Raw genomic sequence first — 25480 nt, 5'->3', positions numbered from 1 at the left:
TACTTTTATTTTATTATTCTAACTGCCTTTGAAAAATCAGTATCTTTTTATTCTTTTCTTTTCCGTCTACGGAAGGATAAAAAACAACTGCATAGCCGTTTTCTTTAGTTTTATTAATGCTAGATATAATCAAATTAGGTTCTTCAAACTCTAAGACATCACCACTGATTAAATTCTTATACCCTTTAGCGTCTTTACTATAAAAAAGTTCTAAAACTTCATCATTTTTTATAGTCAACCAACCATTACCAAATTCTGTATTAAACCTTATAACGCAAGTGTTATCACTAATTTGTTCTGGCTGCCACGTATTAAAAAACTCATCTTTAATATCTATTATAGCTTTCGAAGTACAAACGTTATCTACAGTTATAGTCTCAATACTAATCTTACCCTTTTTTTCATATAAAACATAAGAGTTAGACTCAAAAGATAAACTAATAATTTGCCAAAAATAATTTGTAGTTGCTTTTAACGCTCTACTTTTTACCTCTACTCCTTTTTCATCTATTTGTCTATGCAGCCAAGTATTACCACTACTAGAAAGTAAGTGAATTTCATTAGCATTAATATATATATTATTGTTTCTAGGGAGTGGTACTTTTTTATTGTGCTTTTTCTTAAGAACACCATTTTTAAATTCTATTGCTAAAAGCTTATCAGGTTTTTTGTCGTCCCAAATATCTACATCATAAAAAATTGAAAACTGATTAGAAACACCTATAAAATCACCTATAAAAGGTCTATTACCTTTAGGTAAATCTGTATTTTCTCTATTAAAAAGCGGAATACTAATTTCTAATTCTTTATCTGGATGATAAGGAATAACAGATACATAATTTTCTAAATCTGGGCTTAAAAACAAGGTTGGCAAAATACCATCATCTTCTATAAAACTTTCTGCTTTTCCTGTGTCATCTATAACAGTATACACCAGATTATAACCATCGTCTTCATTATAAATATTACTTGCAAATAGCGTCTGCTCCTTACAAGATATACTCTTTTTTACGGATACTTCATTTTTAACCGTTAAGGTTGTTAATACACCAAAACTAGATTCTGATGTTGAAACTGTAAAAGGAGTTATTTTATCAATATTTTTCATTTGAAAAGACTTAGATATTAAGAGTAGTTAAATATATTAAACTTAATCTATTTTAGAAATAAGCATCTAATAAATCGTTGACCTCTTCTAATAACCAAGCACTAAAACTTTCATAAGAGTCGTTATCTTCTAGCCAATGCTCTAAAGGAACTTCCGCTCTAAATAATGCAAAAGTGGTGTACTCGCGTTTAGATTCATCAAGAATAAACCCTCCCATTTCACCAGATACGGTATTAATTACAATTAAAATCTTGGGAAAAGGATCTTCTCCGTAATTCTTAAAAGTACTACTTGCGTTTTCTAAATATTTTTGTGGTGATATAACTTTAAATCCCCAAGGAATAAATAAGTCGGCCTCACCAATCGTTTCTAAAAAGAAACTATAATCTTGAGGTAACTTTACATTGTTAGTTTCCTCAAAATCTACTATTTCTTGTTTTGTAATATGTCTGTAACGAATAAAGCTATTTGCTTCTTCCCCTAATTGAGTTAAAGGAATTCCATTACTTAAGCTTACCCAACTAGCTAGTTGTGTGCATTGTTCTTTAAAATCCATTATACGTTATAATACATTTGTATTTCTGCTGTTGCTTATTTTTAATTACCACTTCATTCGTTGCAATCTAACTGCATTTAAAATAGCTAGTAAAGCTACACCAACATCTGCAAAAACGGCTGCCCACATTGTTGCTAAACCACCCGCACCTAAAAGTAAAACAATTAGTTTTACTCCAAAAGCTAATGCTATATTTTGCCAAACTATTATTCTTGTAGATTTACCAATCTTTATGGCTTGTACAATTTTAGATGGCTGATCTGTTTGAATAATAACATCTGCTGTTTCTATAGCCACATCACTACCTAAACCACCCATTGCAATACCAACATCACTAACAGCAAGCACAGGAGCATCATTAATACCATCACCAACAAAAGCTACAACAGCATTGGGGTTGGTCATAATTTCTTCAACTTCTTTAAGTTTCTGCTCTGGTAATAAACCACCTTTAGCTCTTAGAACATTAATTTCTTTTGCTACTTTTTTAGTAATAGAATCTCTATCTCCAGAAAACATATAAAAATCTTTTACGCCAACTTTATAAGCTTCAGAAATAGTCTCTTTTGCGTCTTCTTTAATTTCATCTGCGATAATAACATAACCTGCAAATTGGCCATCTATTGCTATTAAAACACTAGATTCTACAACATCCTCTATCTCTGTTAATGCATCTATTTTATAGTCTAATAATAAGGCCGCGTTACCTACCAAAACTTTTTTATTATTAACAATACCTTTTAAGCCTTTTCCTGCAATTTCCTGAGTATCTACTGCTTTAAACGTTTCATCTAACGGATAATCTAAAAGTGCTTGTGCTATTGGGTGTGTAGATGTAGCTTCTAATGCTAATAAATATTGCATCATTTCTTTTTCTTCCATAATTAAAGTATGGATTTCCTGAATTTTAAACACACCTTTTGTTATGGTCCCCGTTTTATCCATAACCAATGTATTTACCTTTGCCATTGTATCCAAAAAGGAAGCTCCTTTAAATAGAATTCCATTTTTAGATGCTGCTCCTAATCCTCCAAAATAACCCAAAGGAATAGAAATAACCAATGCACAAGGACAAGATATAACCAAGAAAATTAGTGCTCTATACAACCAATCTTTAAATACATAATTATCTGTAAAAAAGTACGGAAAAAAGGTTAAACCAATAGCCAAAAACACAACAATTGGTGTGTAGACTTTTGCAAATTTTCTAATAAATAATTCGGTTTTAGATTTACGATCCGTAGCATTTTGAACCAACTCTAAAATACGCGCTATAGAGCTATCTTTAAATTCTTTAGTAGCTTTTATCTCTATTAAGTCTTGTAAATTAATACTACCTGCATACACTGCATCATTTACACCAATTGTATCTGGTTTACTTTCTCCCGTTATAGCAGCTGTATTTAAAGATGCTTTAACAGACAACAACATACCATCTACAGGTACTTTTTCTCCAGATCTTACCTGTATTGTTTCCCCTATTTTTATATCATCTGGTGAAACAGAAACATATTCGTTATCTCTAAACACTAAGGCTTCTTTAGGCCTAACATCTAACAATGCTTGTATATTGCTTTTTGCTCTTGTTACCGCTGCACTTTGGAACAGCTCACCAACAGCATAAAAAAGCATTACAGCAACACCTTCTGGATATTCTCCTATTGCAAAAGCGCCTATTGTAGCAATAGACATTAGTAAAAATTCTGTAAAATAATTTCCTTTTTTTATACTTAACCAGCCTTCTTTTACAACTGGTAAACCTACCGGTAAATAAGCAATTGTATACCAAATTACTCGTACCCATCCTTTAAAAAAGGAAACAAAGTTAAAATAGTCTGCTGCAATACCAATAAACAGCATAGCAAAACTAACTATTGCTGGTATATATACTTTTATACCAAAATTTGTATTAGAATGACTGTGATTATGTGTATGGTTGTGTGTATTTTTTTCTAGATCTTTTAACTCTTTTCTCTCTTTCATATTCAAATTTCTATAAAATATACGTGCAACAATAGTGCATTGGACTTAACTACATTTGTTACATATTCCTTTTACTACCAAATTTGCATTTTCTGCAATAAAGCCATCTGGAACTTTTATTTGTGGAATTTTATGATCTGTTAAACAGACCGTTTCTTCACAATTGTTACAATGAAAGTGTAAGTGCAAATCTGTTTCCAGTTCGCACTTACAATTTGTTTCGCATAAAGCATATTTAGTTCCCGTAGAACCATCATTTATTTGATGAACAACACCTTTACTTTCAAACGTTTTTACTGTTCTATATAACGTAGTTCTATCTACTTTATCAAAAGCGTTTTCTATATCACTAAGTGTAACAGCGCTCTTTTTTTCTGCTAAAAACTTATAAATTAAGAGTCTCATTGCTGTTACCCTAATTCCTTTTTTTTCTAAGTGTTTCTCTATAGTTTCCATATGTTTAATGACTATGTTCTGCCTCTCCTTTTTTCATTTCTGCCAATAAATAATATGCGTTGTTATAAGCAAATTTGGTATTAGGATCTATAGTTACTAAAAAATTTACAGCTGCCCAAGAATCTACTGTATTTCCTTTTAAAATTTCTACTGGCTTAAAACTCCAATCTTCATTTTCTTTTTCTACTGAAAACACAAAAAATCGTTCTCCGTCTTTAACAATAGCACTTTCTGGCAGTGCAATTCCCTTTTTACTATCAGTCTCTATTCTTCCTTCTATATACATACCAGGTATTAAATTGTCTTTCTTATTCTCAATTTCTGCGTGTATATGCACTGCTTTAGGGTTTTCTTCAAAAGTTTTACCAACAGATATAATTTTAGCCGTTAGCTGTTCTTCTGGTACAGATTGCACACTAAAAATTACTATTTGGCCTTCTTTTACCTTATGCACATCTTTTTCAAAAACCATTAAATCTGCATGTATATGGTGTGTATCTACAACCTCAAACAACTGGGTTTGTGGGTCTACATATTGACCAGTTTTAATTGCTACTTTTTGTACATAACCCTCTATAGGACTTAATAATGGTACTTGTTTAAAGATATTTCCTTTACGAACACTTGCAACATTTATATTTAAAATTTGCAACTGTGCACCTAATCCATTTACTAAAGATTTAGATACATTATAACTTGCTTCTGCTTGTTGGTATGTACTACCGGAACCAACACCAGCATCATACAACTTTTTTTGTCTTTCAAAATCCTGTTTTACAAAATTACTGTTACTGTATGCCTTTAAATAATCTGTTTGCAATTGAATAATATTTGGATGCGACAAATAAGCTACAACTTGCCCTTTACCAACCTTATCTCCTTCTATAACCTTTATAGAAACTACATTAGAACCTATAGTTGCTGTAATAGAAGCTTCATTTTGCGGCGGAACCTCTAATTGCCCATTTGCTTCAACAAAACCACTTATAGTACGTTTTTTTAATGTGTCAATCTCCATTTGTAAGGCTATAAATTGCTGTGCTGTTAACATCACTTCTTCTTCGTGATCATCTACTTCCTGTTCGCTTTTTTTATGAGTATCCTCTGAATGATTTTCTTTGGTACTACTCGTATTCTTACAACTAGAAATACCAATTGCCAATATTAGAACTGTTATATAAATGTATTTTTTCATCTTAATTTTGATTATAATATTGAACTTGAAACAAACTATTCATATAATTTTTAAATGCAGATTGTGCATCAAATTCTGTTTGTATAGCTGCTTTTATTAATTGAGTAAAACCGTTGTAATCCAAAGCTCCTTCTTTATATGCAAACAAAGCTCCTTTACGCTGTTCTTTAGCCAATGGCAAAACTTGATCTTTGTAAAACAACCAAGAAGAATTCCATTTTTTATAGTTTTCTATAGTTTGATAAAATTCAGATTCCATCTGCTTTTTAGCATACGTAGCTTTAGAGGCTGCAATTTCTTTATCAATTTTAGTTGTTTTAATTTGTGCTTTAGTTACTCCAGATAAAAACGGAATAGACAAACCTACTTGATAACTGTAAAAACCAGAAGTACCATTTACCCGTTGCATTCCGCCTTGAAGGTTAAACTTTGGTAAATTTTGAGCTTTAGCCGCTTTATAATTAGCATCTGCTAATGATACTGCATTCTCTAACATTGTATATTCCGGGTGATTTTTAAACTCTGGTTGCTCTTCTACAACTGGTAAATTAAATTCATCTGTAACACCATAAAATAAATCACTAGGTAACCATAAGTTTAGCTGTGATAGAGCTACATTGTAATTAGCACTTGCCTTTTCGCACTCATTTTTAACCTCTAAAGCTTGGCTTTTAGCTGCCAAATACTCCAATCTAGAAATAGCCTCTACCTCATAATTTAGACTTACAGCTTTATCAAATTTCACATAAATAGAGTCTAACTCTGTATACAACAGAAACCTCTTTTTAGCCTGCAAAGCATTTGCCCACGCAAGTTTAACTTGCTTTTCTACCTCTAATAATGATAGTGTATATGCCTTTTTAGCTAGCTGTATTTGCTGCTCTTGTACTTTCTTTTTAGATGAAATTCCTAAAATATCTATATTAGATTGACCAAAACCCACAAGAGTGTAAATCCCGGCTTCATCTTTAATTTCCTCACCACCAGTAAAAACAGAAGTTATTCCTAAGTCTACTACGCTACTTTTTAATTGTATTTGTTTATCTACCTCTAAAGCATTTTGTTTTATTAACGGGTAATATGTAGCTGATAAAGAAACTGCCTGTTCTAAACCAATTTCTTGTTGTACCAACTTAGCATCCTGCGCCTTTAATCCAAATGATGATAAAAAGAACAATACAAATAACGCAATAACCACAGTTGGTTTCTTTTTAAGTGTAAACTTACCTTCTTCTACCCAATGGTATAAAATTGGTAAAATAAACAAGGTTAATAATGTTGCTGTTACTAAACCTCCAATAACTACAGTTGCTAACGGCCGCTGTACTTCTGCTCCTGCTCCAGATGAAATTGCCATTGGCAAAAAACCCAAAACATCTGTAAATGCAGTTAGCATAATTGGTCTAATTCTACGTTTGGTTCCCTCTATAATTCGGTCTTTTAAATTGGTAACACCTTCTTCCTTTAGTTCATTTAAACCACTAACCATAACCAAACCATTTAGCACAGCTACTCCAAAAAGAACAATAAAACCAACACCTGCAGAAATACTAAAAGGCATATCTCTAAGCCATAATGCAAATACACCACCAATGGTTGCCGTTGGTATAGCCACATAAATCATTAATGTTTGTGGTAAAGACTTTAATGCAAAATAGATTAAAATAAAAATAAGTAATAGCGCTAAAGGCACTACTGTTTTTAATTTATTACTTGCGCGTTCTAAATTCTCAAAAGCACCACCATACCTTAGGTAATACCCCGGAGGTAGGCTTAATTTTTTATCTAAAACATCTTGTATATCTAGTACAACCGATTTAACATCACGATCTCTAATATTAATACCTACGTAAGTTCTACGGTTGGTATTGTCTCTACTAATTTGCATTGGACCAGGCTTGTAACTTATATCTGCTACTTCGCGTAATGGAATTTGAAATCCTGAAGGCAAGTTTACAAACAAGTCTTTTACATCAGTAATATCGCTTCGGTTGTCTTTATTTAACCGCACAACCAAATCAAATCGTTTCTCACCTTCAAAAATTACACCTGCTTTTTTACCTGCAAAAGCAGTTTCTACAATACCATTTAAAGTAGTTACTTGTAAACCATATTGTGCTAGTTTACTACGGTTGTAATTAATAGAAATTTGTGGTTGTCCGGTTGTTGCTTCTACTTTCATATCTGCAACACCTTCTACACCTGCTATTAGCTTTCCTATTTCTTCTGCTTTAGAAGCTAAAATACCTAAGTCGTCTCCAAATAATTTAATAGCAACATCTTCTCTAACACCCGTTAGCAATTCATTAAATCGCATTTCTATAGGTTGCGTAAACTCAAAATTAACACCAGGAACTAGACTAACCTCTTTCTTAATTTTTTTAACCAATTCTTCTTTAGATGAAGCCGATGTCCATTCTGATGGATCTTTAAGAATAGCAAAAACATCTGCAATATCCATAGGCATAGGATCCGTAGGTACATCTGCTACACCAATACGACTTACTATAGTTTTTACTTCTGGGAATTTTGCTTTTACAATTTGCTCTATTTTAGTTGTTGTTTCTATTGTTTCAGTTAAGGAACTACCTGGTTTAAGTATGGCGTGAAAAGCAATATCACCTTCATCTAATTGCGGAATAAATTCGCCTCCCATTTTTGTAAAAACAAAGACTGTTGCAACCAATAAAGCAATAGAAACACCTAAAATTAATTTTCCTTTTTTTAATGATTTTTCAAGCAATGGTTGATATCTAGCTTCTGCCCAATGCACAAATTTATCACCATACGAAAGCTTATCATTCTTTGGTGCTCTTAAAAACAAGGCCGAAATCATTGGTACATAAGTTAAACACAAAATCATTGCGCCAACCATTGCAAAAATAAATGTCAACGCCATTGGTTTAAACATTTTACCTTCTACACCCTCTAACGCCAAAATAGGAATAAAAACAATTAAAATAATTAGCTGACCAAAGAAAGCAGCATTCATCATTTTTTTAGACGAAGAACGTGCTATTTCATCTCTATCTGTTGCACTAATCTTTTTTCTTTTTAGTATTTGTGATGCTATTAAAAAGACAGTGCTTTCTACTATAATAACAGCGCCATCTACAATAATACCAAAGTCTATAGCACCTAAGCTCATTAAGTTAGCCCATACACCAAAAACATTCATTAATATAAAAGCAAAAAGTAGAGAAAGCGGAATAGTAGATGCTACAATTAAGCCACCACGCCAATTACCTAAAAGTAATACTAATACAAATATTACAATTAGACCTCCTTCAAATAAATTTTTAGTTACAGTACTTGTTGTCTCTGTTATAAGCTCACTTCTGTCTAAAAAAGGCTTTATAGATACACCTTCTGGCAAGGATTTTTGTATTTGTACAATTCTGTCTTTAACATTAGTGATTACATCGTTGGTGTTTGCGCCTTTAAGCATCAAAATCATACCTCCAACAGCTTCACCTTTTCCATCCTTAGTTAAAGCTCCATATCGCACAGCACTACCCATAGTTACTGTTGCAATATCTTTTATTTTAATAGGAAGGTTATTTTCCTTTTTTACTACAATATGAGCAATATCTTCTATAGATTTTATCAAACCTTCACCTCTTATAAAGTTAGCTTGATGATTTTTTTCTATATAAGCGCCTCCTGTATTTTGATTGTTATTTTCTAAAGCTTCAAAAACATCTGAAATAGTAAGACCAATAGCCGTAAGTTCACTAGGGTTTATTGCAACCTCGTACTGTTTTATTTTACCTCCAAAGGCATTTACCTCTACAACACCTGGCACCATTGCCATTTGTCGTTTAACAATCCAATCTTGTAATGTTCTTAGTTTTGTGGCATCAAAATCTTTTTCAAAACCTTCTTCTACCTCCAAGCTGTATTGGTAAATTTCTCCTAAGCCAGTAGATATAGGTCCCATTGAGGGTTTACCAAATCCGTCTGGAATTTGCTCTTGTATTTCTGGTAGTTTTTCAGATACCAATTGTCGTGGTAAATACGTGCCTACAGCATCATCAAAAACAATAGTAACAACAGATAAACCAAACCTAGAAATAGATCGTATTTCTTTTACATCTGGTAAATTACTCATTGCCAGTTCTACTGGGTACGTAACAAATTGTTCTATTTCTTCAGTTCCTAGGTTTGGTGCTTGTGTAATTACTTGCACCTGATTATTTGTAATGTCTGGTACGGCGTCTATAGGTACTTTGGTAACACTCCAAATACCTGCACCTATAATGGCAAGTGTAAACAAGCCTATTATAAATTTATTATTGATTGAAAAATCAATGATTTTATTAATCATAAAAAAGTATTAATACAGTTGAACTTTTGACGATTTTTAGAATTAATCATCAAACAAATGACTTAAAGAAGTCTAAACAGGATGTAATTATCCTATTAAAAAAGCTGTATTAAGCCCTAGGAGGTTGTAAAAAGGAACGTGAAATATCTTTTCCTAAACTATTAAAATGAAGGATAAGATTTGCAGAAATCTCTTGTGTAGGCAATTTTACTTCTGCTATTTTATAATATGTTGCGTTTATGTGGCAACAATGGCATTGACAAAAAGGAGAGCACATATCTATATGCCCGTGGTCATCTACCGAAGATTGTACTAACTCTGCTGTATCAGTAGGGTCTTGCACCGCACTGTCTTCACAAGGAATAAAGTTTAGTGTTAGAATATATAATGATAATATGATTGTTAGTACTTTCACACTACAAACTTATAAACTTTTACAATGCAATGTTGTTGCAAAAACAAAAAAATCTCACGTAATAAATTCTAATTGTAAAAAAAAAGATACTATCACGACCAAAGACACGTTATAGATGCTATTATAAAACCTAAAAATTAGTATTTTTTTATGTTTATAATATGTTTATTATTAAAATGGTAATGTTAAATTTGCAAATTAAAACCTAACCAAAAGTGATTACAGAATACATTATAGCAATATTATGGAGTTTATCCCCATTTGGTGAAGCCAAAGTTGGCATCCCTTATGGTATGTACAATGGCTTAAACATCTATGTTGTTTTTGTATTGTGTTTCTCTGCTAATGTGCTTGTGTTTCCTATGATGCTTTTCTTTTTACACAAAATAAACCACTACTTATTAAAGTGGCGTGTGTACAAAAAAGGAGCTATTTTTGTTGCTCGTAAAGCAAAAACAGGATCTGCAGACAAGATTAAAAAATATGGCTTTTGGGGTCTTATCTTTTTTGTAATGCTTCCTGTACCTGGCACAGGCGTCTATGCAGGTACAATTGCTACTTACTTATTTAAAATAGAAAAAAAGAAAGCTTTTTTAGCAAATACTATTGGCATCTTCTTTTCTTCTGTTATTATATGGGTGGCTACTTATTTAGCAATGCACGGTATGTCTTTGTAAACACCTGCTATTACTTTATTCTTTTTTTAAGCTCTTCCATAGATTCTTGTAATTCTTTTAACAATCCTTTTTCTGTAGTAGTATCTAAACCAAAAGAGATTTTACTATTTACTTGCCAAAGCTCTTGTATTTGATCGTTAGCTACTTGATAAGGAGGATATGTTTCATTTAAAGAAATTAAAGAAACTGAGTTACTGTTTGGTACTTTTTCTATTTTTTTAACCAATACAGCATCATACAAAACAACTACATACATTTTATTTGCACTAACATCGTCTAAACTTTCTGTAGCCTTAGCTAAAACCCACTCTCCTGGATATAAATTAGGCAACATACTATCTCCTTCTACTTGGAATCCTCTGTAGGTTGCATTTCTAAATTCTGGAATAGGCAAATCAAACGCAGGTAATTGTTTATACCAACTTGCATCTTGTATATTTTGTGGGTAACCAGCTGCTGCTTTAGCATTAACAAGCACCATATTTTCTCGATCTTCAGCATCTACCGTAACAAATTTTGGAATAACACTATTTTCTTTTGCAGATAAGTATTGCTGATCACTGTCTCCAAAAAGCCATAACGGATTTATTTTAAATTGCTTTAATAGTTCTGTAACAACTTTACCAGACAACTTTGTGCGTCCACGCTCTATATCTGCCGTTGTATTTGAAATACCTAGTAATTTTGCAAACTCTGGTTGAGTAAAATTAAGGTCTTTACGCACCTCTATAAAACGCTTTATTTCTATTGTAATCTCTTTTCCCATACGCTAATATACAAATTAAGGAATAAATCCAGTATTTAAAATGGAATAAATCCAAACAAAACATCTGCTTAGATATATATCTATTTGCTATAAGGTAGTATATCCTACATATAAATAATAAATTACTACTGCATTCGTTAATAATTACTTATAACCTTAATCAAATTATTAAATAATGAAAAAAGTTAACCTATTAATAGTATGCTTTTTAGCAATGAATTTTTTCTCTTGTTCGTCTGATGACGATTCTTCTGGAGGAAATAAGGATGCTGAAATTAATGCTCAAGAAGACGAACCTTTAGAAATAAACAGTCTAAGTTCCGCTTTAATTATAGAAGGAGCCACTAAAAAAACAGGAACCCTTACTCCTACTGGTGGTTTAGAGTTTACTATGGATTACAGCAAACAATCTGCTTTTCAAAAAAACGGATTTGAAATTGAATTTAATTCTGCATCAAATTATACTGGCGCTTATATACAATTAAAAGATGAAAACGGAATGGCAGATTCTTATTTTGATGTTCCTAGAGATGAAATTTATGTTTCTGGTAAAGGAGAACAAACTAAAAAGAATAGAAACTTTTTAAAAGGAAAATCTGCTGGTAAAGAAAATGATGCTGCTATTGAAGTAAACCTTGACGAAAGTGTTACAGCAGGCACTTTTTGCTATGTTATTTGTTTGTATGATGGTGAGGGTAATATTAGTGAACCTACAGAGGTTTGTGTAACTGTTGAAGCTTGGGGTGGTAATAGTGATTTAGTTGGTACTTGGAACTTTACAAAAGAAATTTCGGATGGTGATGAAGTAAAAGTGAATGAAGAGGATTGTTTTACTTTTGACTATACTTTATGTAATGAAGAAGTAATTGTTGACGAATGTTCTACCGTTAATTTTTTAAAAATAAAATTTAATAGTGATGGAACATTTACATATAATAATTCATTTTCTGATAAAAATATAAATTGGATAGATAGTGACGAAGCTTGTGAAGTTATTTATAACAATGATGAATTTTCTTCAGATAAATCTGGAAAATGGGCGTACAATGAGGAAGAGAACCAGCTTACTTTAGTTGCTTTTTCTGAAACAGAAACTTATAATGACGATGAAGAATCTTATGTTTACGAGAATGGTGCATTAGATATTGAAGGAGTAGCTACAATTTCTGGATCTACATTAAAAATAAAAGAATTATTTGAAAATGTTGGTTTAGAAGAGGATATTTATGAATATTACTTTGAAAAAGAATAACTAATCTAATTTTAGACTCAAAAAAAGCCCAAACTAAATCATAGTTTGGGCTTTTTCTTTTCTATAATAATAATTTCTGTTTATTTGCTGCGCTCACCTACAAAATGATCTTCTTTACTTTTAAATAACACATTAAAAGAAGTTAAACTACCGTAAATACGTGTAATATATTGCTGTAAATCTATTTTCTCCTGATCATCTAGATTTTTACTTGCATTAATTTTTTGCTCCATTACTCTAATTCTGTCACGCACCATAACTATTTTATGAAAAAAAGTATCAATAGGTATTTCTTTATTAGAAGATTTACCATCTCCTGGCTCTAAGATAAGTGTTCCTTTTTTCCATTTATCAGCAATTGGCGTTACACTAGAGGCATCACTCCATTTTCTTAATATCGAAATTAAAGAAGTTTCTACATCAGAAAAACTAACACTGTCCACTTCATCTTCTACAGCTTCAATTACCTCAAAATCAGAATCTATATCTATTGTTTCTAATCCGTTTTCTATAAACGTAACCCAATAATGCTTGCTAGTTACATTGGTGACTACCCCTTTTCCTAATTCTATATGTTGTATTCTAGAGCCTATTCCTAATAATTGCATTGTTGTATTTTTTTAGTTAATGCTGCTAAAATATAATTACAGTACTAATTAACAAAAACTAAATAGACGCAATTATTAAATTAAAATCCAAAATCGTAACTTAGCAACTTTGCCAAATTAGTAAATGATTACATACGAAGAAAACATAGAGGTAAAAGGTGCACGTGTGCACAACCTTAAAAATATAGACGTTACCATACCTAGAGAAAAGCTTGTTGTTATTACAGGCCTGTCTGGTAGTGGCAAATCGTCATTAGCTTTTGACACTATTTATGCCGAAGGCCAACGTAGATATATAGAAACTTTTTCTGCCTATGCGCGTCAGTTTTTAGGTGGCTTAGAGCGTCCAGATGTAGATAAAATAGATGGTTTATCGCCCGTAATTGCCATAGAGCAAAAGACAACTTCTAAATCTCCACGATCTACAGTAGGTACAATTACCGAAATATATGACTTTTTAAGACTCCTTTTTGCTCGTGCAGCAGATGCACATAGTTACAACACAGGAGAAAAAATGGTTAGTTATAGTGATGCTCAAATAAAGGAGCTTATTATAAATGATTTTAAAGACAAAAAAATAAACGTTCTTGCTCCTGTTATTAAATCTAGAAAAGGTCATTACCGTGAGCTGTTTGAGCAAATTGCTAAACAAGGATTTGTAAAAGTGAGAGTAGACGGCGAAATTGTAGACATAGTTAAAGGTTTAAAATTAGATCGTTACAAAGTACATGATATAGAGATTGTTATAGACAGGTTAAAAATATCAGACAACGCAGATTTAGACAAACGCATTTCTGAAACCATTAACACAGCAATGTATAGTGGCGATAATGTATTAATGATTTTGGAAGAAGGTAAAAAAGAACCTCGCTATTTTAGTCGAGATTTAATGTGCCCTACCACAGGTATATCTTACCCAAAACCCGAGCCAAATACATTTTCTTTTAACTCGCCTAAAGGTATGTGCCCTAGTTGTAATGGCTTAGGACATAAATACCAAGTTAATACCAATAAAATATTTCCAGACACTAAATTATCTATAAAAGAAGGTGGTATAGCTCCTTTAGGAAAATATAAAAACTCTTGGGCTTTTAAACAGTTAGATGTTATTGCGCAACGTTACAATTTTAAACTAACAGACCCTATTTCTAAAATTCCAGAAGAGGCAATAAATGTTATTTTAAATGGTGGCAATGAGAGTTTTGAAGTAGATTCTAAAACTTTAGGAATTAAAAGAAATTATAAAATTGAATATGAAGGTATTTCTAACTTTATAGAAAGTCAGTTTAACGATGCCAACTCTGCTCCTATTAAACGTTGGGCAAAAGAGTTTATGGACAAAGTAATTTGTCCTACTTGCGAAGGTTCTAGGTTACAAAAAGCTTCTTTGTATTTTAAGTTTGATGATAAAAATATTGCCGATTTAGCAACAATGGATATTGTTGACTTGGCAGATTTTTTTAGTAAGGTTGATAAAAAACTAAGTAAAAATCAGCTTAAAATAGCTGAAGAAGTAATTAAAGAAATTAAAACAAGACTACAATTTTTACTTAATGTTGGTCTAGACTACTTATCATTAAATAGAGGTTCTAAATCTTTATCTGGTGGCGAGGCGCAACGTATACGTTTGGCAACACAAATAGGTTCACAGTTAGTGGGAGTTTTATATATTTTAGATGAGCCAAGCATTGGTTTACATCAAAGAGATAACGAGCGTTTAATAGCATCGTTAGAAGCTTTAAGAGATATAGGAAATTCTGTTATTGTGGTAGAACATGATAAAGACATGATAGAGCGTGCAGATCACGTAATAGACATAGGTCCTAAAGCTGGCAAACACGGTGGAGAAATAATATCTGAGGGTAAACCAGAAGATTTAAAAAACTTTAATACACTTACAGCCGATTATATTACAGGTAAAAGAGAAATAGCTGTACCTAAAAAACGTAGAAAAGGTAATGGTAAAAAAGTAACACTTACGGGTTGTACAGGAAATAACCTTAAAAATGTATCTGTAGAGTTTCCATTAGGTAAAATGATTGGTGTTACCGGTGTTTCTGGTAGTGGTAAATCTACCTTAATTAATGAAACCCTTTACCCCATTTTAAATGCATATTACTTTAATGGTGTTAAAAAGCCAATGCCATATAAAAAAATTACCGGTTTAGAACACATAGACAAGGTAATAGACATTAATCAATCTCCTATAGGTAGAACTCCAAGATCTAACCCAGCAACATATACTGGTGTCTTTGGAGAAGTACGTGCCCTTTTTGCTAAAACACAAGAAGCAGCAATAAGAGGTTACAAACCAGGCCGTTTTAGCTTTAATGTTACTGGCGGAAGATGCGAAACTTGTCAAGGTGGTGGTTTACGTGTTATAGAAATGAACTTTTTACCAGATGTTTACGTAGATTGTGAAACCTGTAATGGTAAACGCTTTAATAGAGAAACATTAGAAATAAGATACAAAGGAAAATCTATTTCAGATGTTTTAGAAATGACAATAGATGAAGCAGTAACATTTTTTGAAAACATTCCTAAAATAAATAGAAAGTTAAAAACCATACAAGATGTTGGTTTAGGCTATATATCATTAGGACAACAATCTACTACATTATCTGGTGGAGAAGCGCAACGTATTAAGTTAGCAACAGAATTATCTAAAAGAGATACAGGCAATACATTTTATATTCTAGATGAACCAACAACTGGTTTACATTTTGAAGATATACGGGTATTAATGGAAGTTTTAAACAAATTAGTAGACAAAGGAAATACCGTTTTAGTTATAGAACATAATATGGATGTTATTAAAATGGTAGATTATATAATAGATATAGGTTACGAAGGTGGCCGTGGTGGCGGTAAGTTAGTTGCAAAAGGAACACCAGAAGAAATAGCTAAAGACAAGAAAAGTTACACTGCTAAATTCCTAAAAAAAGAATTAAAATAATTAAAAATAATGTATACAGAATAGTGTATATACTTTATAAATTAGAATAGAATGAGAAGAGAAAAACACTCAAAAGGCTGGAACGAAATTAAAACAAACGATTCTTGGGCACTTTTTAAAATAATGGGAGAATTTGTACACGGATTTGAGAAAATGAGCGCCATTGGCCCTTGTGTTTCTGTATTTGGATCTGCCCGTACAAAAGAAGGTTCTAAATATTACGAGTTAGCAGTAGATGTTGCAAAAAGTATAGCAGAAGCAGGATATGGTGTAATTACAGGTGGTGGACCTGGTATTATGGAAGCTGGTAACAAAGGTGCTAACTTAGCAGGTGGTACTTCTGTAGGTTTAAATATAGAGTTGCCTTTTGAACAACATGATAATCCATATATAGATCAAGATAAAAGTATAAACTTTGATTACTTTTTTGTTAGAAAAGTAATGTTTGTAAAATATTCACAAGGTTTTGTAGTAATGCCTGGAGGCTTTGGCACATTAGATGAACTTTTTGAAGCTATTACGCTTATACAAACGAACAAGATTGGTAAATTTCCAATTATACTTGTAGGTTCTACTTTTTGGTCTGGTTTAATGGACTGGGTTAAAGATACAATGTTGGGCGAAGGAAATATTAGCGCCAAAGACTTAGACCTTATTAAAATAGCAGATACTGCAGATGAAGTTGTAGAAATAATTGATGCATTCTACAAAGGACATGATTTAAGTCCAAACTTCTAATTTAAGTATGATAGCATTTAGAATAAAAGAATTTGTAACGTACGCAGGAATAGGAATTATTTTCTTTTTCTGTGTACAATTACATGCGCAACATACAACTATAATAAATGCTACTTTAGATACTTCTTGTCACGAAATTACAATTCAGCAAGAGTTTAAATATAATAATACATCTAAAGACACTTTAGAAGTTCTTTATTTTAACGATTGGGCAAATGCCTATTCTAGTAAAAAAACAGCTCTTGCAAAACGTTTTGCAGAGGAATACAAAAAAAGTCTACACCTAGCTAAATCTAGCGAAAGAGGATTTTCTACAATACTTAACGCAAAAGATTCTAAAGGCAACTCACTTGCCAATAAACACACAAAGAGCAAAGACATTCTTTTGTTTATGTTAAATAAACCACTTGCTCCAGATAGTACAATTACACTTAATATTAAGTACAAGGTTCAATTACCCCCAAACAAATACACCACTTTTGGTTTTAATGATAAAGGTGATTACTACTTAAAAGATTGGTATTTAACTCCTGCCACTTACAATGGCAAATGGAATTTATACTCCAACAAAAATCTAGAAGATTTACAAACAGATATTATTACAACAAAATTATACTTTACAACTTCTAAAGATTTGTTTTTAACAACAAACCTTAACAAAACTAATGAATACACCGTAAATAGTAATAGAACTACCGTAATAGACGGAAGCAATAGAACTAGTGCAGAAATTATTTTAAGTAAAGAAAAAAGGTTTATAACACACGTTACACCAGACTTAACTGTAGAAACAGATTTTACGTCGCAAAAATATGAGGAGATTTATCAAGGTATATCCATTAATAAAGTAACTAAATTTATAAAAGAGAATTTAGGAGATTTTCCTCACGAAAAATTATTGGTAAGCGAGCTAGATTACAAAAAAAATCCGCTTTATGGTATTAACCAACTACCCTCTTTTATTGTTCCTTATTCTGAAGAGTTTAATTACGAACTTAAATTCTTAAAAACTACGCTATATAATATTCTATACGAGAGTATACACCTAAATCCAAGAAAAGAAAAATGGATTACTGATGCCATTGTTAATTATTTAATGATAGCCTATGTTGATGAATTTTATAACGGACAAAAATTATTAGGCAAGTTTTCTAAAATATGGGGAGTTAGAAGTTTTGAAATTTCAAAGTACGATTTTAATGATCAATATGCTTTATTATCTATGCTTACGGCTAGGAAAAACTTAGATCAACCCCTTATTGCTTCAAACGATTCTTTAATAAAGTTTAATCAGCAAATCGCAAATGGATACAAATCTGGTTTAGGTTTAGCTTATTTATCAGAATACATTGGTTATGATAAGGTAAAGAATAGTATTAAAGATTTTTACAAAAACTACAATCAAAAAAATGTGACTACCAAAGATTTTGAACACATTCTAAAGAAATCTACAGACACAGATATAGATTGGTTTTTTGACGAGTTTATAGCAACTAATGATAAAATCGATTTTAAGATTAAGAAAATTATTAAATCAGAAGATTCATTACAGGTTGTAGTAAAAAATAAAACATCTGCCAATCTTCCTGTTTCGCTATTTGGATTAAAAAAAGATTCTGTAATTTCTAAATATTGGATTACAGATATTACAGGAGAAAAAACCATTACTATACCAAGAAATGATGAAGATAAATTTGTTTTAAACTACGATAAAAAAATACCAGAATACAACCAAAGAGACAACTGGAAATCTTTAAAAGGTTTCTTAGCCAGTAATAAAAAACTACGCTTACAGTTTTTTAAAGATGCAGAGAACCCATATTACAATCAAATTTTTTACAATCCCGAAATTAGATTTAATGCTTATGACGGTTTAACACCTTCTATAAAATTACATAATAGCACATTATTAGATAAACCTTTTACTTTCTCTATTGCTCCTGCATATGCAACGAAAGAGAACTCATTAGTAGGATCTGGTAATTTTTCAATCCGAGATTTTAAAAAAAATAAAAATCTATTTTTATCTACATACTCTTTAAGCTATTCAACATTTCATTTTCAAGAAAATTCTAGGTATACAAAAATAACACCTTCATTTGGATTAAGTTGGAGACCAAAAAATTTGAGATCTAACAGAAGCCAAAGTTTTCTTATGCGTTATGTAAATGTCTTTAGAGATTTTGATGAAAACTTAGTTTTAGACACAGAAATAGAACCAGATTATAGTGTTTTAAACGCTAGATTTAGAGATACAAATAATGGTTTAATAAATTACCTGTCCTGGTTTATAGATGCGCAATACGCAGGTAACTTCTCTAAATTATCTTTTGATCTAGAATACAGAAAACTTTTTCAAAACAACCGACAATTAAATGTAAGATTTTTTGCGGGTAAATTTATAAGTAAGAGTACCGACTCTAATTACTTCAGTTTCGCATTAGACAGACCTACAGATTATTTATTTGATTATGCCTACTTAGGTAGATCTGCATCCTCTGGTATTTATAGCCAGCAAATAATAATTGCTGAAGGTGGATTTAAGTCTAAATTAGAAAATCCATTTGCAAACGATTGGTTAGCAACAACAAATGTAAGTACTAACATTTATAGGTGGATTGAAGCCTACGGAGATGCCGGGTATCTTAAAAATTCTGGATCTAGTGCTCGTTTTGTTTATGATGCAGGTATACGCCTAAATCTAGTTACAGATTATTTTGAACTGTTTTTCCCTATGTACTCTAACAACGGATGGGAAGTATCTCAGCCAAATTATGGAGAAAAGATAAGATTTATTGTAACCTTAAGTCCCAAGTCACTAACCGGCCTATTTACAAGAAAATGGTTTTAATTAAATAACAAATAACCAATTTTAAGTAAAAAAAATGATTATTCTATAATATAGATGTATCAAATAGACCATATTTTATTAAATATTCAATAACATATCGATCTTAGCTATTGCAAAAACCAATCAAATTTGGTACTTTTGCAGAAATATAACTTCTTAAGCTATGAGCGTAAAACCACAAACAAAAGACGATATTTCTTTCGACGATTTTAAATCGCAAATCATTAAAGATTTTGAAATAGCCGTAACTAGTAGGGAATGTAGCTTATTAGGAAGACGAGAAGTCTTAACTGGTAAAGCTAAATTCGGAATTTTTGGTGATGGTAAAGAGTTACCGCAATTAGCAATGGCTCGTTCTTTTAAAAACGGAGACTTTAGAAGCGGTTACTACAGGGACCAGACTTTTATGATGGCTTTAGGTTTATTAGAGCCTAAACAGTTTTTTCACGGTTTATACGCAACTACAGATATTACAAAAGACCCAATGAGTGCTGGTAGGCAAATGGGTGGTCATTTTGGAACTCACAGTTTAAATGAAGATGGAAGTTGGAAAAACCTAACGCAACAAAAAAATAGTAGTCCAGATATTTCTCCTACAGCAGGACAAATGCCTAGATTATTAGGTCTAGCACAAGCTTCTAAAATATATAGAAATGTTTCAGGAATAGACGCAACTAATTTTTCAAATAATGGAAATGAAATTGGTTGGGGTACAATTGGTAATGCAAGTACTAGTGAAGGCCATTTTTTTGAAACAGTAAATGCTGCTGGTGTTTTACAAGTACCAATGGTAATTAGTGTTTGGGATGATGCTTATGGTATATCTGTACACGCAAGACATCAAACTACAAAAGAAAATATATCAGAAATTCTTAAAGGTTTTCAAAGAGATGAAGATAATAAAGGATACGAGATTATAAAAGTTAATGGTTGGGATTACACCGCTTTAATTCACGCTTACGAGAATGCTTCAGAAATTGCTAGAACAGAGCACGTTCCTGTATTAATTCACGTAAAAGAATTAACTCAACCTCAAGGACACTCTACTTCTGGTTCTCACGAGCGATACAAATCTGCAGAACGTCTAGAATGGGAAAAAGAAAACGATTGTAACAAACGTTTTAAGGAGTGGATTTTAGAAAATAATATAGCTACAGAAGAAGAACTTTTATCTATTGAAAAGGATATTAAGAAAATAGTTAGAACAGCTAAAAAAGAAGCTTGGACAGAATTTATTAGTCCAAATAAAGAAGCTAAAAAAACACTAGTAGTATTACTAGATAACGTAGCTAGTAAAAGTCCTAACAAAAACTTTATAGGTAAAATTAAGAACGATTTAATTGCAATTGAAGAACCTATAAAAAGAGATTTAGCTTCTAGCGCTAGAAAAGCTTTACGATACCTAATAGGTGAAGAAACTGCAGAGAAAAATGCTTTATTAAATTGGATTACTTCTTATATGGAAGAAATTCAACCAAAATACAGCTCTCACTTACATAGCGAACTAGATAATAGAGCTAGCAACATAACAGAAGTAAAACCAGTTTATTCTGATGAATCTGAGTCTGTTGATGGTAGAGTTATTTTAAGAGAAAACTTTGACTATATATTTGGCAACAATCCAGAAACATTAATTTTTGGTGAAGATGCTGGTGCAATTGGTGATGTAAATCAAGGCTTAGAAGGCTTACAAGCTAAATACGGAGAATTAAGAGTAGCAGATACAGGTATTAGAGAAGCTACAATTATTGGCCAGGGTATTGGTATGGCGCTAAGAGGTTTAAGACCAATTGCAGAAATACAATATTTAGATTACTTAATGTATGCTTTACAAACATTAAGTGATGATTTAGCAACACTGCTTTACCGTACTGTTGGTAAACAAAAAGCGCCTTTAATTATTAGAACAAGAGGTCATAGATTAGAAGGTATTTGGCATTCTGGTTCTCAAATGGGTGGTTTTATTCACTTATTAAGAGGTATACACATCCTTGTTCCTCGTAATATGGTAAAAGCTGCTGGTTTTTACAATACACTATTAAAATCTGATGAGCCCGCTATAGTAATAGAATGCTTAAACGGTTATAGATTAAAAGAGAAAATGCCTACTAACTTAGGAGAACACTGTACTCCTATTGGCGTAGTAGAAACTGTAAAAGAAGGAAAAGATATTACTGTTCTTTCTTACGGTTCTACATTGCGCATTGTAGAGCAAGTTGCAAAAGAGTTATTACAAGTTGGTATAGATATAGAAGTAATAGATGCGCAAAGTTTATTACCTTTTGATATTAATCATGATGTAGTTAAAAGTCTTCAAAAAACAAATAGATTCTTAGTTGTAGATGAAGATGTTCCTGGCGGATGTTCTGCATACCTTATACAAGAAGTAATAGAAAAGCAAGGTGGTTATAAATTTTTAGACAGTATGCCACAAGCATTAACTGCTAATGCACATAGACCAGCTTATGCTACAGATGGTGACTACTTTTCTAAACCAAATGCAGAAGATATATTTGAAAAAATATACTCAATTATGAACGAGGCAAACCCTACTAGTTTTCCAAAACTTAGGTAATTGTTTTAAATAATACTTTTTGTGTCTTTTCTTCATAGAAATAGTGATTAATAATCGTCTATTAAAAAAAATATTTCTAAATTTGAGATACATTGAATTATTTATCCCCGGATCTACCAATGAGAGATACTATTAAAACAAATATAGGCTTAGCACTTTTAAGAATAGTGCCGTCGGCCATAATGCTTACACACGGAATACCTAAATTACAAAACTTTTTTAGTGGTGAAGAAATAAAATTTCCAGACCCTATTGGTATAGGAGCTAGTCCTTCTTTATTTTTAGCGGTTATTGGTGAAGTTCTATGTCCAATCTTTATAATTTTAGGATATAAAACAAGATGGTTTGCTGTGCCTGCAGCCGTAACAATGTTAGTTGCTGCTTTTGTACAACATGGTGCAGATCCATTTAGCGTTAAAGAAATGGCTGTTCTTTACCTATTATTCTTTGTTATAATATTCCTTTTAGGTCCTGGTAGATTTAGTGTAGACGGTAAATAATTAAAAAACTTTTACCAAAAGCTCTTTTAACAGATCTGCCTGTGACATATTAGCTGCTCCTACTCCTTTACCTTTTAAGTCTAAATCTCTAAGTGCAGAAATAATTCCGCTTACTTTTCTCATAGGAAAGTTTTTGGCTGCAGTTTGGTATTCATTTACAAAATAGGGGTTTACACCTAAAACTTTAGCAACATTACCTTTAGAGTGATCTTTAAGACCATGATACTGTAATACTTGTGTAAAGTACGTATGCAAAACAGTCACTGTTACTACAAACGGATTGTCTTTTGGGTTTTGCGCAAAATAATTTACAATACGTGCCGCTTTTAATGTATTACGCTCACCAATTGCCTTTTTAAGCTCAAAATTATTAAAATCCTTACTAATACCAATATGCTCCTCTATAGTGGCTGGTGTTATCTCTATATCTTTAGTAATTACAATTTTAAGCTTTTCTAATTCGTTGTTTATCTTGCTTAAACTAGTACCTAAATACTCTACCAATAACTGTGCAGCTATAGGTGTAATTTTATAACCACTTCCTTGTAATACTTTTTTAATCCAATCTGCAACTTGGTTTTCGTACAAGTTTTTGCTTTCGAACAAAACACCACTTTTTTGTACTGCTTTGTATAGTTTTTTACGCTTGTCTAATTTGGAATATTTATAGCATATTACTAAAACTGTCGTTGGCTGCGGATTATTAGCATAACTAGTTAAATTATCTATAGTTCTAGATAAATGCTGTGCCTCTTTTACAACTACAACTTGCTTCTCTGCCATCATTGGATAACGCTTAGCATTAGAAACAATATCGTCTACAGTTACATCCTTACCATAAAGCACCATTTGATTAAAACCACGTTCCTCTTCAGAAAGAACAGTTTTTTCAATGTATTCTGAAATCTTATCAATATAATAAGACTCCTCGCCCATTAAAAAATAAATAGGTTTTACGTTTCCGTTTTTAATATCGGAGATTAGTTTTTTTACTTCGTCCATTTAAAAAAAATCATCAAATTTGCAGTATGCAGAAGCTTAACTTTTATTCGTACAACTTCCGTTTCAAAAATAGCGAAAATAAAGTCTATATATTTGATGTGATAAGAAAAAAGTTTGTGGTACTACAACCCGAAGAATGGGTTAGACAACATGTGGTACATCATCTAATTTATCATAAAAAATACCCCATAAGTCTTATTAATGTCGAAAAACAACTGGTTATTAACGACTTAAAAAAAAGGTACGATGTTGTTATTTTTAAACCAAACGGAAGCATAGATGTTTTAGTAGAATGTAAAGCTCCAGAAATAAACATTACACAAACTACTTTTGACCAAATTGCAAGATACAATATGCAGTTAGACGCCAATTTCTTAATGGTTACTAACGGATTAAATCATTTTTACTGTAAAACAGATGCCACTAAAGATAATTATGAGTTTTTACGTGACATTCCTGATTTTAACAGTTAAATTTGTAGTAGAACCTATAAAAAATTAGATTTTAATATGCTTAAAATTGCAGTTGTTATTTTAAATTGGAACGGTGTTAAACTCCTTGAGCGCTTTCTACCTTCTGTTTTAGAATACTCTAACAATTATAAAATATATGTTGCAGACAATGCTTCTACAGACAATTCTATAGCATTTATTAAAGAAAACTATCCAAGTATAGGCATTGTAGAAAATAAAATAAATGGTGGTTATGCTAAAGGCTATAACGATGCTTTACAACATATTGATGCAGATGTTTTTTGTTTACTTAATTCTGATGTAGAAGTTACACCAAATTGGCTTTCACCTATTGCAGATCATTTTACAAAAAATATAGATACCGTAATTATACAACCTAAAATATTAGATCTAAAAAAGAAAACACATTTTGAATATGCTGGTGCAGGTGGTGGTTTTTTAGATAGTTTTGGATATCCTTTTTGTAGAGGAAGAATTTTTGACACATTAGAAGAAGATAAAGGTCAGTATAACGATACAACTCCTATTTTTTGGGCTAGTGGTGCTTGCCTTTTTATTCGTAAATCTACCTTTACTACTTTAGGTGGTTTTGATGAGGATTATTTTGCTCACCAAGAAGAAATAGATTTATGTTGGCGTGCTCAAAATATGAACCTACAAGTTATGTATGTTGGCACATCTACAGTTTATCATATAGGAGGATCTACACTTAGCGAAATGAACCCTAAAAAGACGTTTTTAAACTTTAGAAATTCACTTTTTAGCATCATAAAAAATATACCAATACAAAAGGCTATTTTTATAGTTCTGGCAAGGTTGTTGTTGGATGGTATAGCAGGTATACGTTTCTTGACACAATTACGATTTTCGCACTTTTTTGCAATCATAAAAGCTCACTTTAGTTTTTACTGGAATATTCCCAAAACACTAAAAAAGAGAGATTTAAAAGTGAAACACAAAAAATATCACAAAATTAAGTCCATTGTGTGGTCTTATTTCGTAAATGGTAGTAAAGAGTTTAACAATTTAGTAAAAGATTAAC

General features: G+C 31.7%; 19 protein-coding genes. 9 read left to right on the top strand and 10 right to left on the bottom strand.

All coding sequences use genetic code 11. From position 1 onward, the window contains the following. Positions 1-13: 13 nt before the first annotated feature. From BT107_RS02020 to BT107_RS01990, 7 genes are all read right to left on the bottom strand, one after another. Positions 14-1108: a hypothetical protein gene (locus tag BT107_RS02020; protein ID WP_072302080.1), complete on the bottom strand. Its 1095-nt coding sequence runs from the start codon at positions 1106-1108 to the stop codon at positions 14-16. Positions 1109-1160: 52 nt separating this feature from the next. After that, positions 1161-1664: an SMI1/KNR4 family protein gene (locus BT107_RS02015; RefSeq protein ID WP_072302079.1), complete on the bottom strand. Its 504-nt coding sequence runs from the start codon at positions 1662-1664 to the stop codon at positions 1161-1163. Positions 1665-1709: 45 nt separating this feature from the next. Next, entirely contained in the window at positions 1710-3647 is a 1938-nt protein-coding gene (locus BT107_RS02010) for a heavy metal translocating P-type ATPase (RefSeq protein WP_072302078.1), read from the bottom strand. Positions 3648-3692: 45 nt separating this feature from the next. After that, a complete protein-coding gene (locus tag BT107_RS02005; RefSeq protein WP_072302077.1) occupies positions 3693-4103 on the bottom strand; it encodes a Fur family transcriptional regulator in 411 nt (136 codons plus the stop codon). A 4-nt stretch (positions 4104-4107) separates the two neighbouring features. Beyond that, complete coding sequence (locus BT107_RS02000) at positions 4108-5304, bottom strand: efflux RND transporter periplasmic adaptor subunit (RefSeq protein ID WP_244543103.1); 1197 nt, start codon at positions 5302-5304, stop codon at positions 4108-4110. Beyond that, on the bottom strand, positions 5300-9625 hold the full coding sequence (locus BT107_RS01995) for a CusA/CzcA family heavy metal efflux RND transporter (protein ID WP_072302075.1): 4326 nt from the start codon (positions 9623-9625) through the stop codon (positions 5300-5302). Before BT107_RS01995 ends, BT107_RS02000 begins: the two co-directional genes overlap by 5 nt. 109 nt (positions 9626-9734) lie before the next feature. After that, entirely contained in the window at positions 9735-10040 is a 306-nt protein-coding gene (locus tag BT107_RS01990) for a DUF6660 family protein (RefSeq protein ID WP_072302074.1), read from the bottom strand. A gap of 215 nt (positions 10041-10255) precedes the next feature. On the opposite strand from BT107_RS01990, the gene BT107_RS01985 reads away from it, so the two are divergent. Then, positions 10256-10717, top strand: a complete 462-nt coding sequence (locus BT107_RS01985; protein ID WP_072302073.1) for a COG2426 family protein — start codon at positions 10256-10258, stop codon at positions 10715-10717. Between the two features lie 10 nt (positions 10718-10727). Here the strand turns inward: BT107_RS01985 and BT107_RS01980 are convergent, their stop codons facing one another. Beyond that, on the bottom strand, positions 10728-11483 hold the full coding sequence (locus BT107_RS01980) for an XRE family transcriptional regulator (RefSeq protein ID WP_072302072.1): 756 nt from the start codon (positions 11481-11483) through the stop codon (positions 10728-10730). Between the two features lie 175 nt (positions 11484-11658). On the opposite strand from BT107_RS01980, the gene BT107_RS01975 reads away from it, so the two are divergent. Beyond that, on the top strand, positions 11659-12735 hold the full coding sequence (locus tag BT107_RS01975; protein ID WP_072302071.1) for a hypothetical protein: 1077 nt from the start codon (positions 11659-11661) through the stop codon (positions 12733-12735). 80 nt (positions 12736-12815) lie between these two features. On the opposite strand, the gene BT107_RS01970 is transcribed toward BT107_RS01975, so the two are convergent. Further along, the gene (locus tag BT107_RS01970) at positions 12816-13343 is read right to left on the bottom strand and encodes a hypothetical protein (protein ID WP_072302070.1); all 528 of its coding nucleotides are present in this window, start codon (positions 13341-13343) and stop codon (positions 12816-12818) included. 124 nt (positions 13344-13467) lie between these two features. Here BT107_RS01970 and uvrA point away from each other — a divergent pair, with 124 nt between their 5' ends. From uvrA to BT107_RS01945, 5 genes are all read left to right on the top strand, one after another. Next, positions 13468-16299 carry an excinuclease ABC subunit UvrA gene (uvrA, locus tag BT107_RS01965; RefSeq protein ID WP_072302069.1) on the top strand — a complete coding sequence of 944 codons (2832 nt, stop codon included), beginning with the start codon at positions 13468-13470 and terminating at the stop codon, positions 16297-16299. A 51-nt stretch (positions 16300-16350) separates the two neighbouring features. Beyond that, a complete protein-coding gene (locus tag BT107_RS01960) occupies positions 16351-17037 on the top strand; it encodes an LOG family protein (protein WP_072302068.1) in 687 nt (228 codons plus the stop codon). A 7-nt stretch (positions 17038-17044) separates the two neighbouring features. Next, positions 17045-19888 carry a gluzincin family metallopeptidase gene (locus BT107_RS01955; protein WP_072302067.1) on the top strand — a complete coding sequence of 948 codons (2844 nt, stop codon included), beginning with the start codon at positions 17045-17047 and terminating at the stop codon, positions 19886-19888. A gap of 163 nt (positions 19889-20051) precedes the next feature. Continuing rightward, positions 20052-22463 carry an alpha-ketoacid dehydrogenase subunit alpha/beta gene (locus tag BT107_RS01950; protein WP_072302066.1) on the top strand — a complete coding sequence of 804 codons (2412 nt, stop codon included), beginning with the start codon at positions 20052-20054 and terminating at the stop codon, positions 22461-22463. 119 nt (positions 22464-22582) lie between these two features. Further along, a complete protein-coding gene (locus BT107_RS01945; RefSeq protein ID WP_072302065.1) occupies positions 22583-22963 on the top strand; it encodes a DoxX family protein in 381 nt (126 codons plus the stop codon). On the opposite strand, the gene holA is transcribed toward BT107_RS01945, so the two are convergent. Beyond that, positions 22964-23965, bottom strand: a complete 1002-nt coding sequence (holA, locus tag BT107_RS01940; protein ID WP_072302064.1) for a DNA polymerase III subunit delta — start codon at positions 23963-23965, stop codon at positions 22964-22966. A 26-nt stretch (positions 23966-23991) separates the two neighbouring features. Here holA and BT107_RS01935 point away from each other — a divergent pair, with 26 nt between their 5' ends. Both BT107_RS01935 and BT107_RS01930 read left to right on the top strand, forming a co-directional pair. Next, complete coding sequence (locus BT107_RS01935) at positions 23992-24438, top strand: type I restriction enzyme HsdR N-terminal domain-containing protein (RefSeq protein ID WP_072302063.1); 447 nt, start codon at positions 23992-23994, stop codon at positions 24436-24438. Positions 24439-24474: 36 nt separating this feature from the next. Further along, entirely contained in the window at positions 24475-25479 is a 1005-nt protein-coding gene (locus BT107_RS01930; RefSeq protein WP_072302062.1) for a glycosyltransferase family 2 protein, read from the top strand. Position 25480: the final 1 nt, after the last annotated feature.

It is taken from the genome of Cellulophaga fucicola (assembly GCF_900119145.1).
GTDB classification, from domain to species: Bacteria; Bacteroidota; Bacteroidia; order Flavobacteriales; family Flavobacteriaceae; genus Cellulophaga; species Cellulophaga fucicola.
The sequence above is the reverse complement of the archived record's forward strand: the minus strand, read 5'-3'. Positions and strand labels throughout refer to the sequence as shown.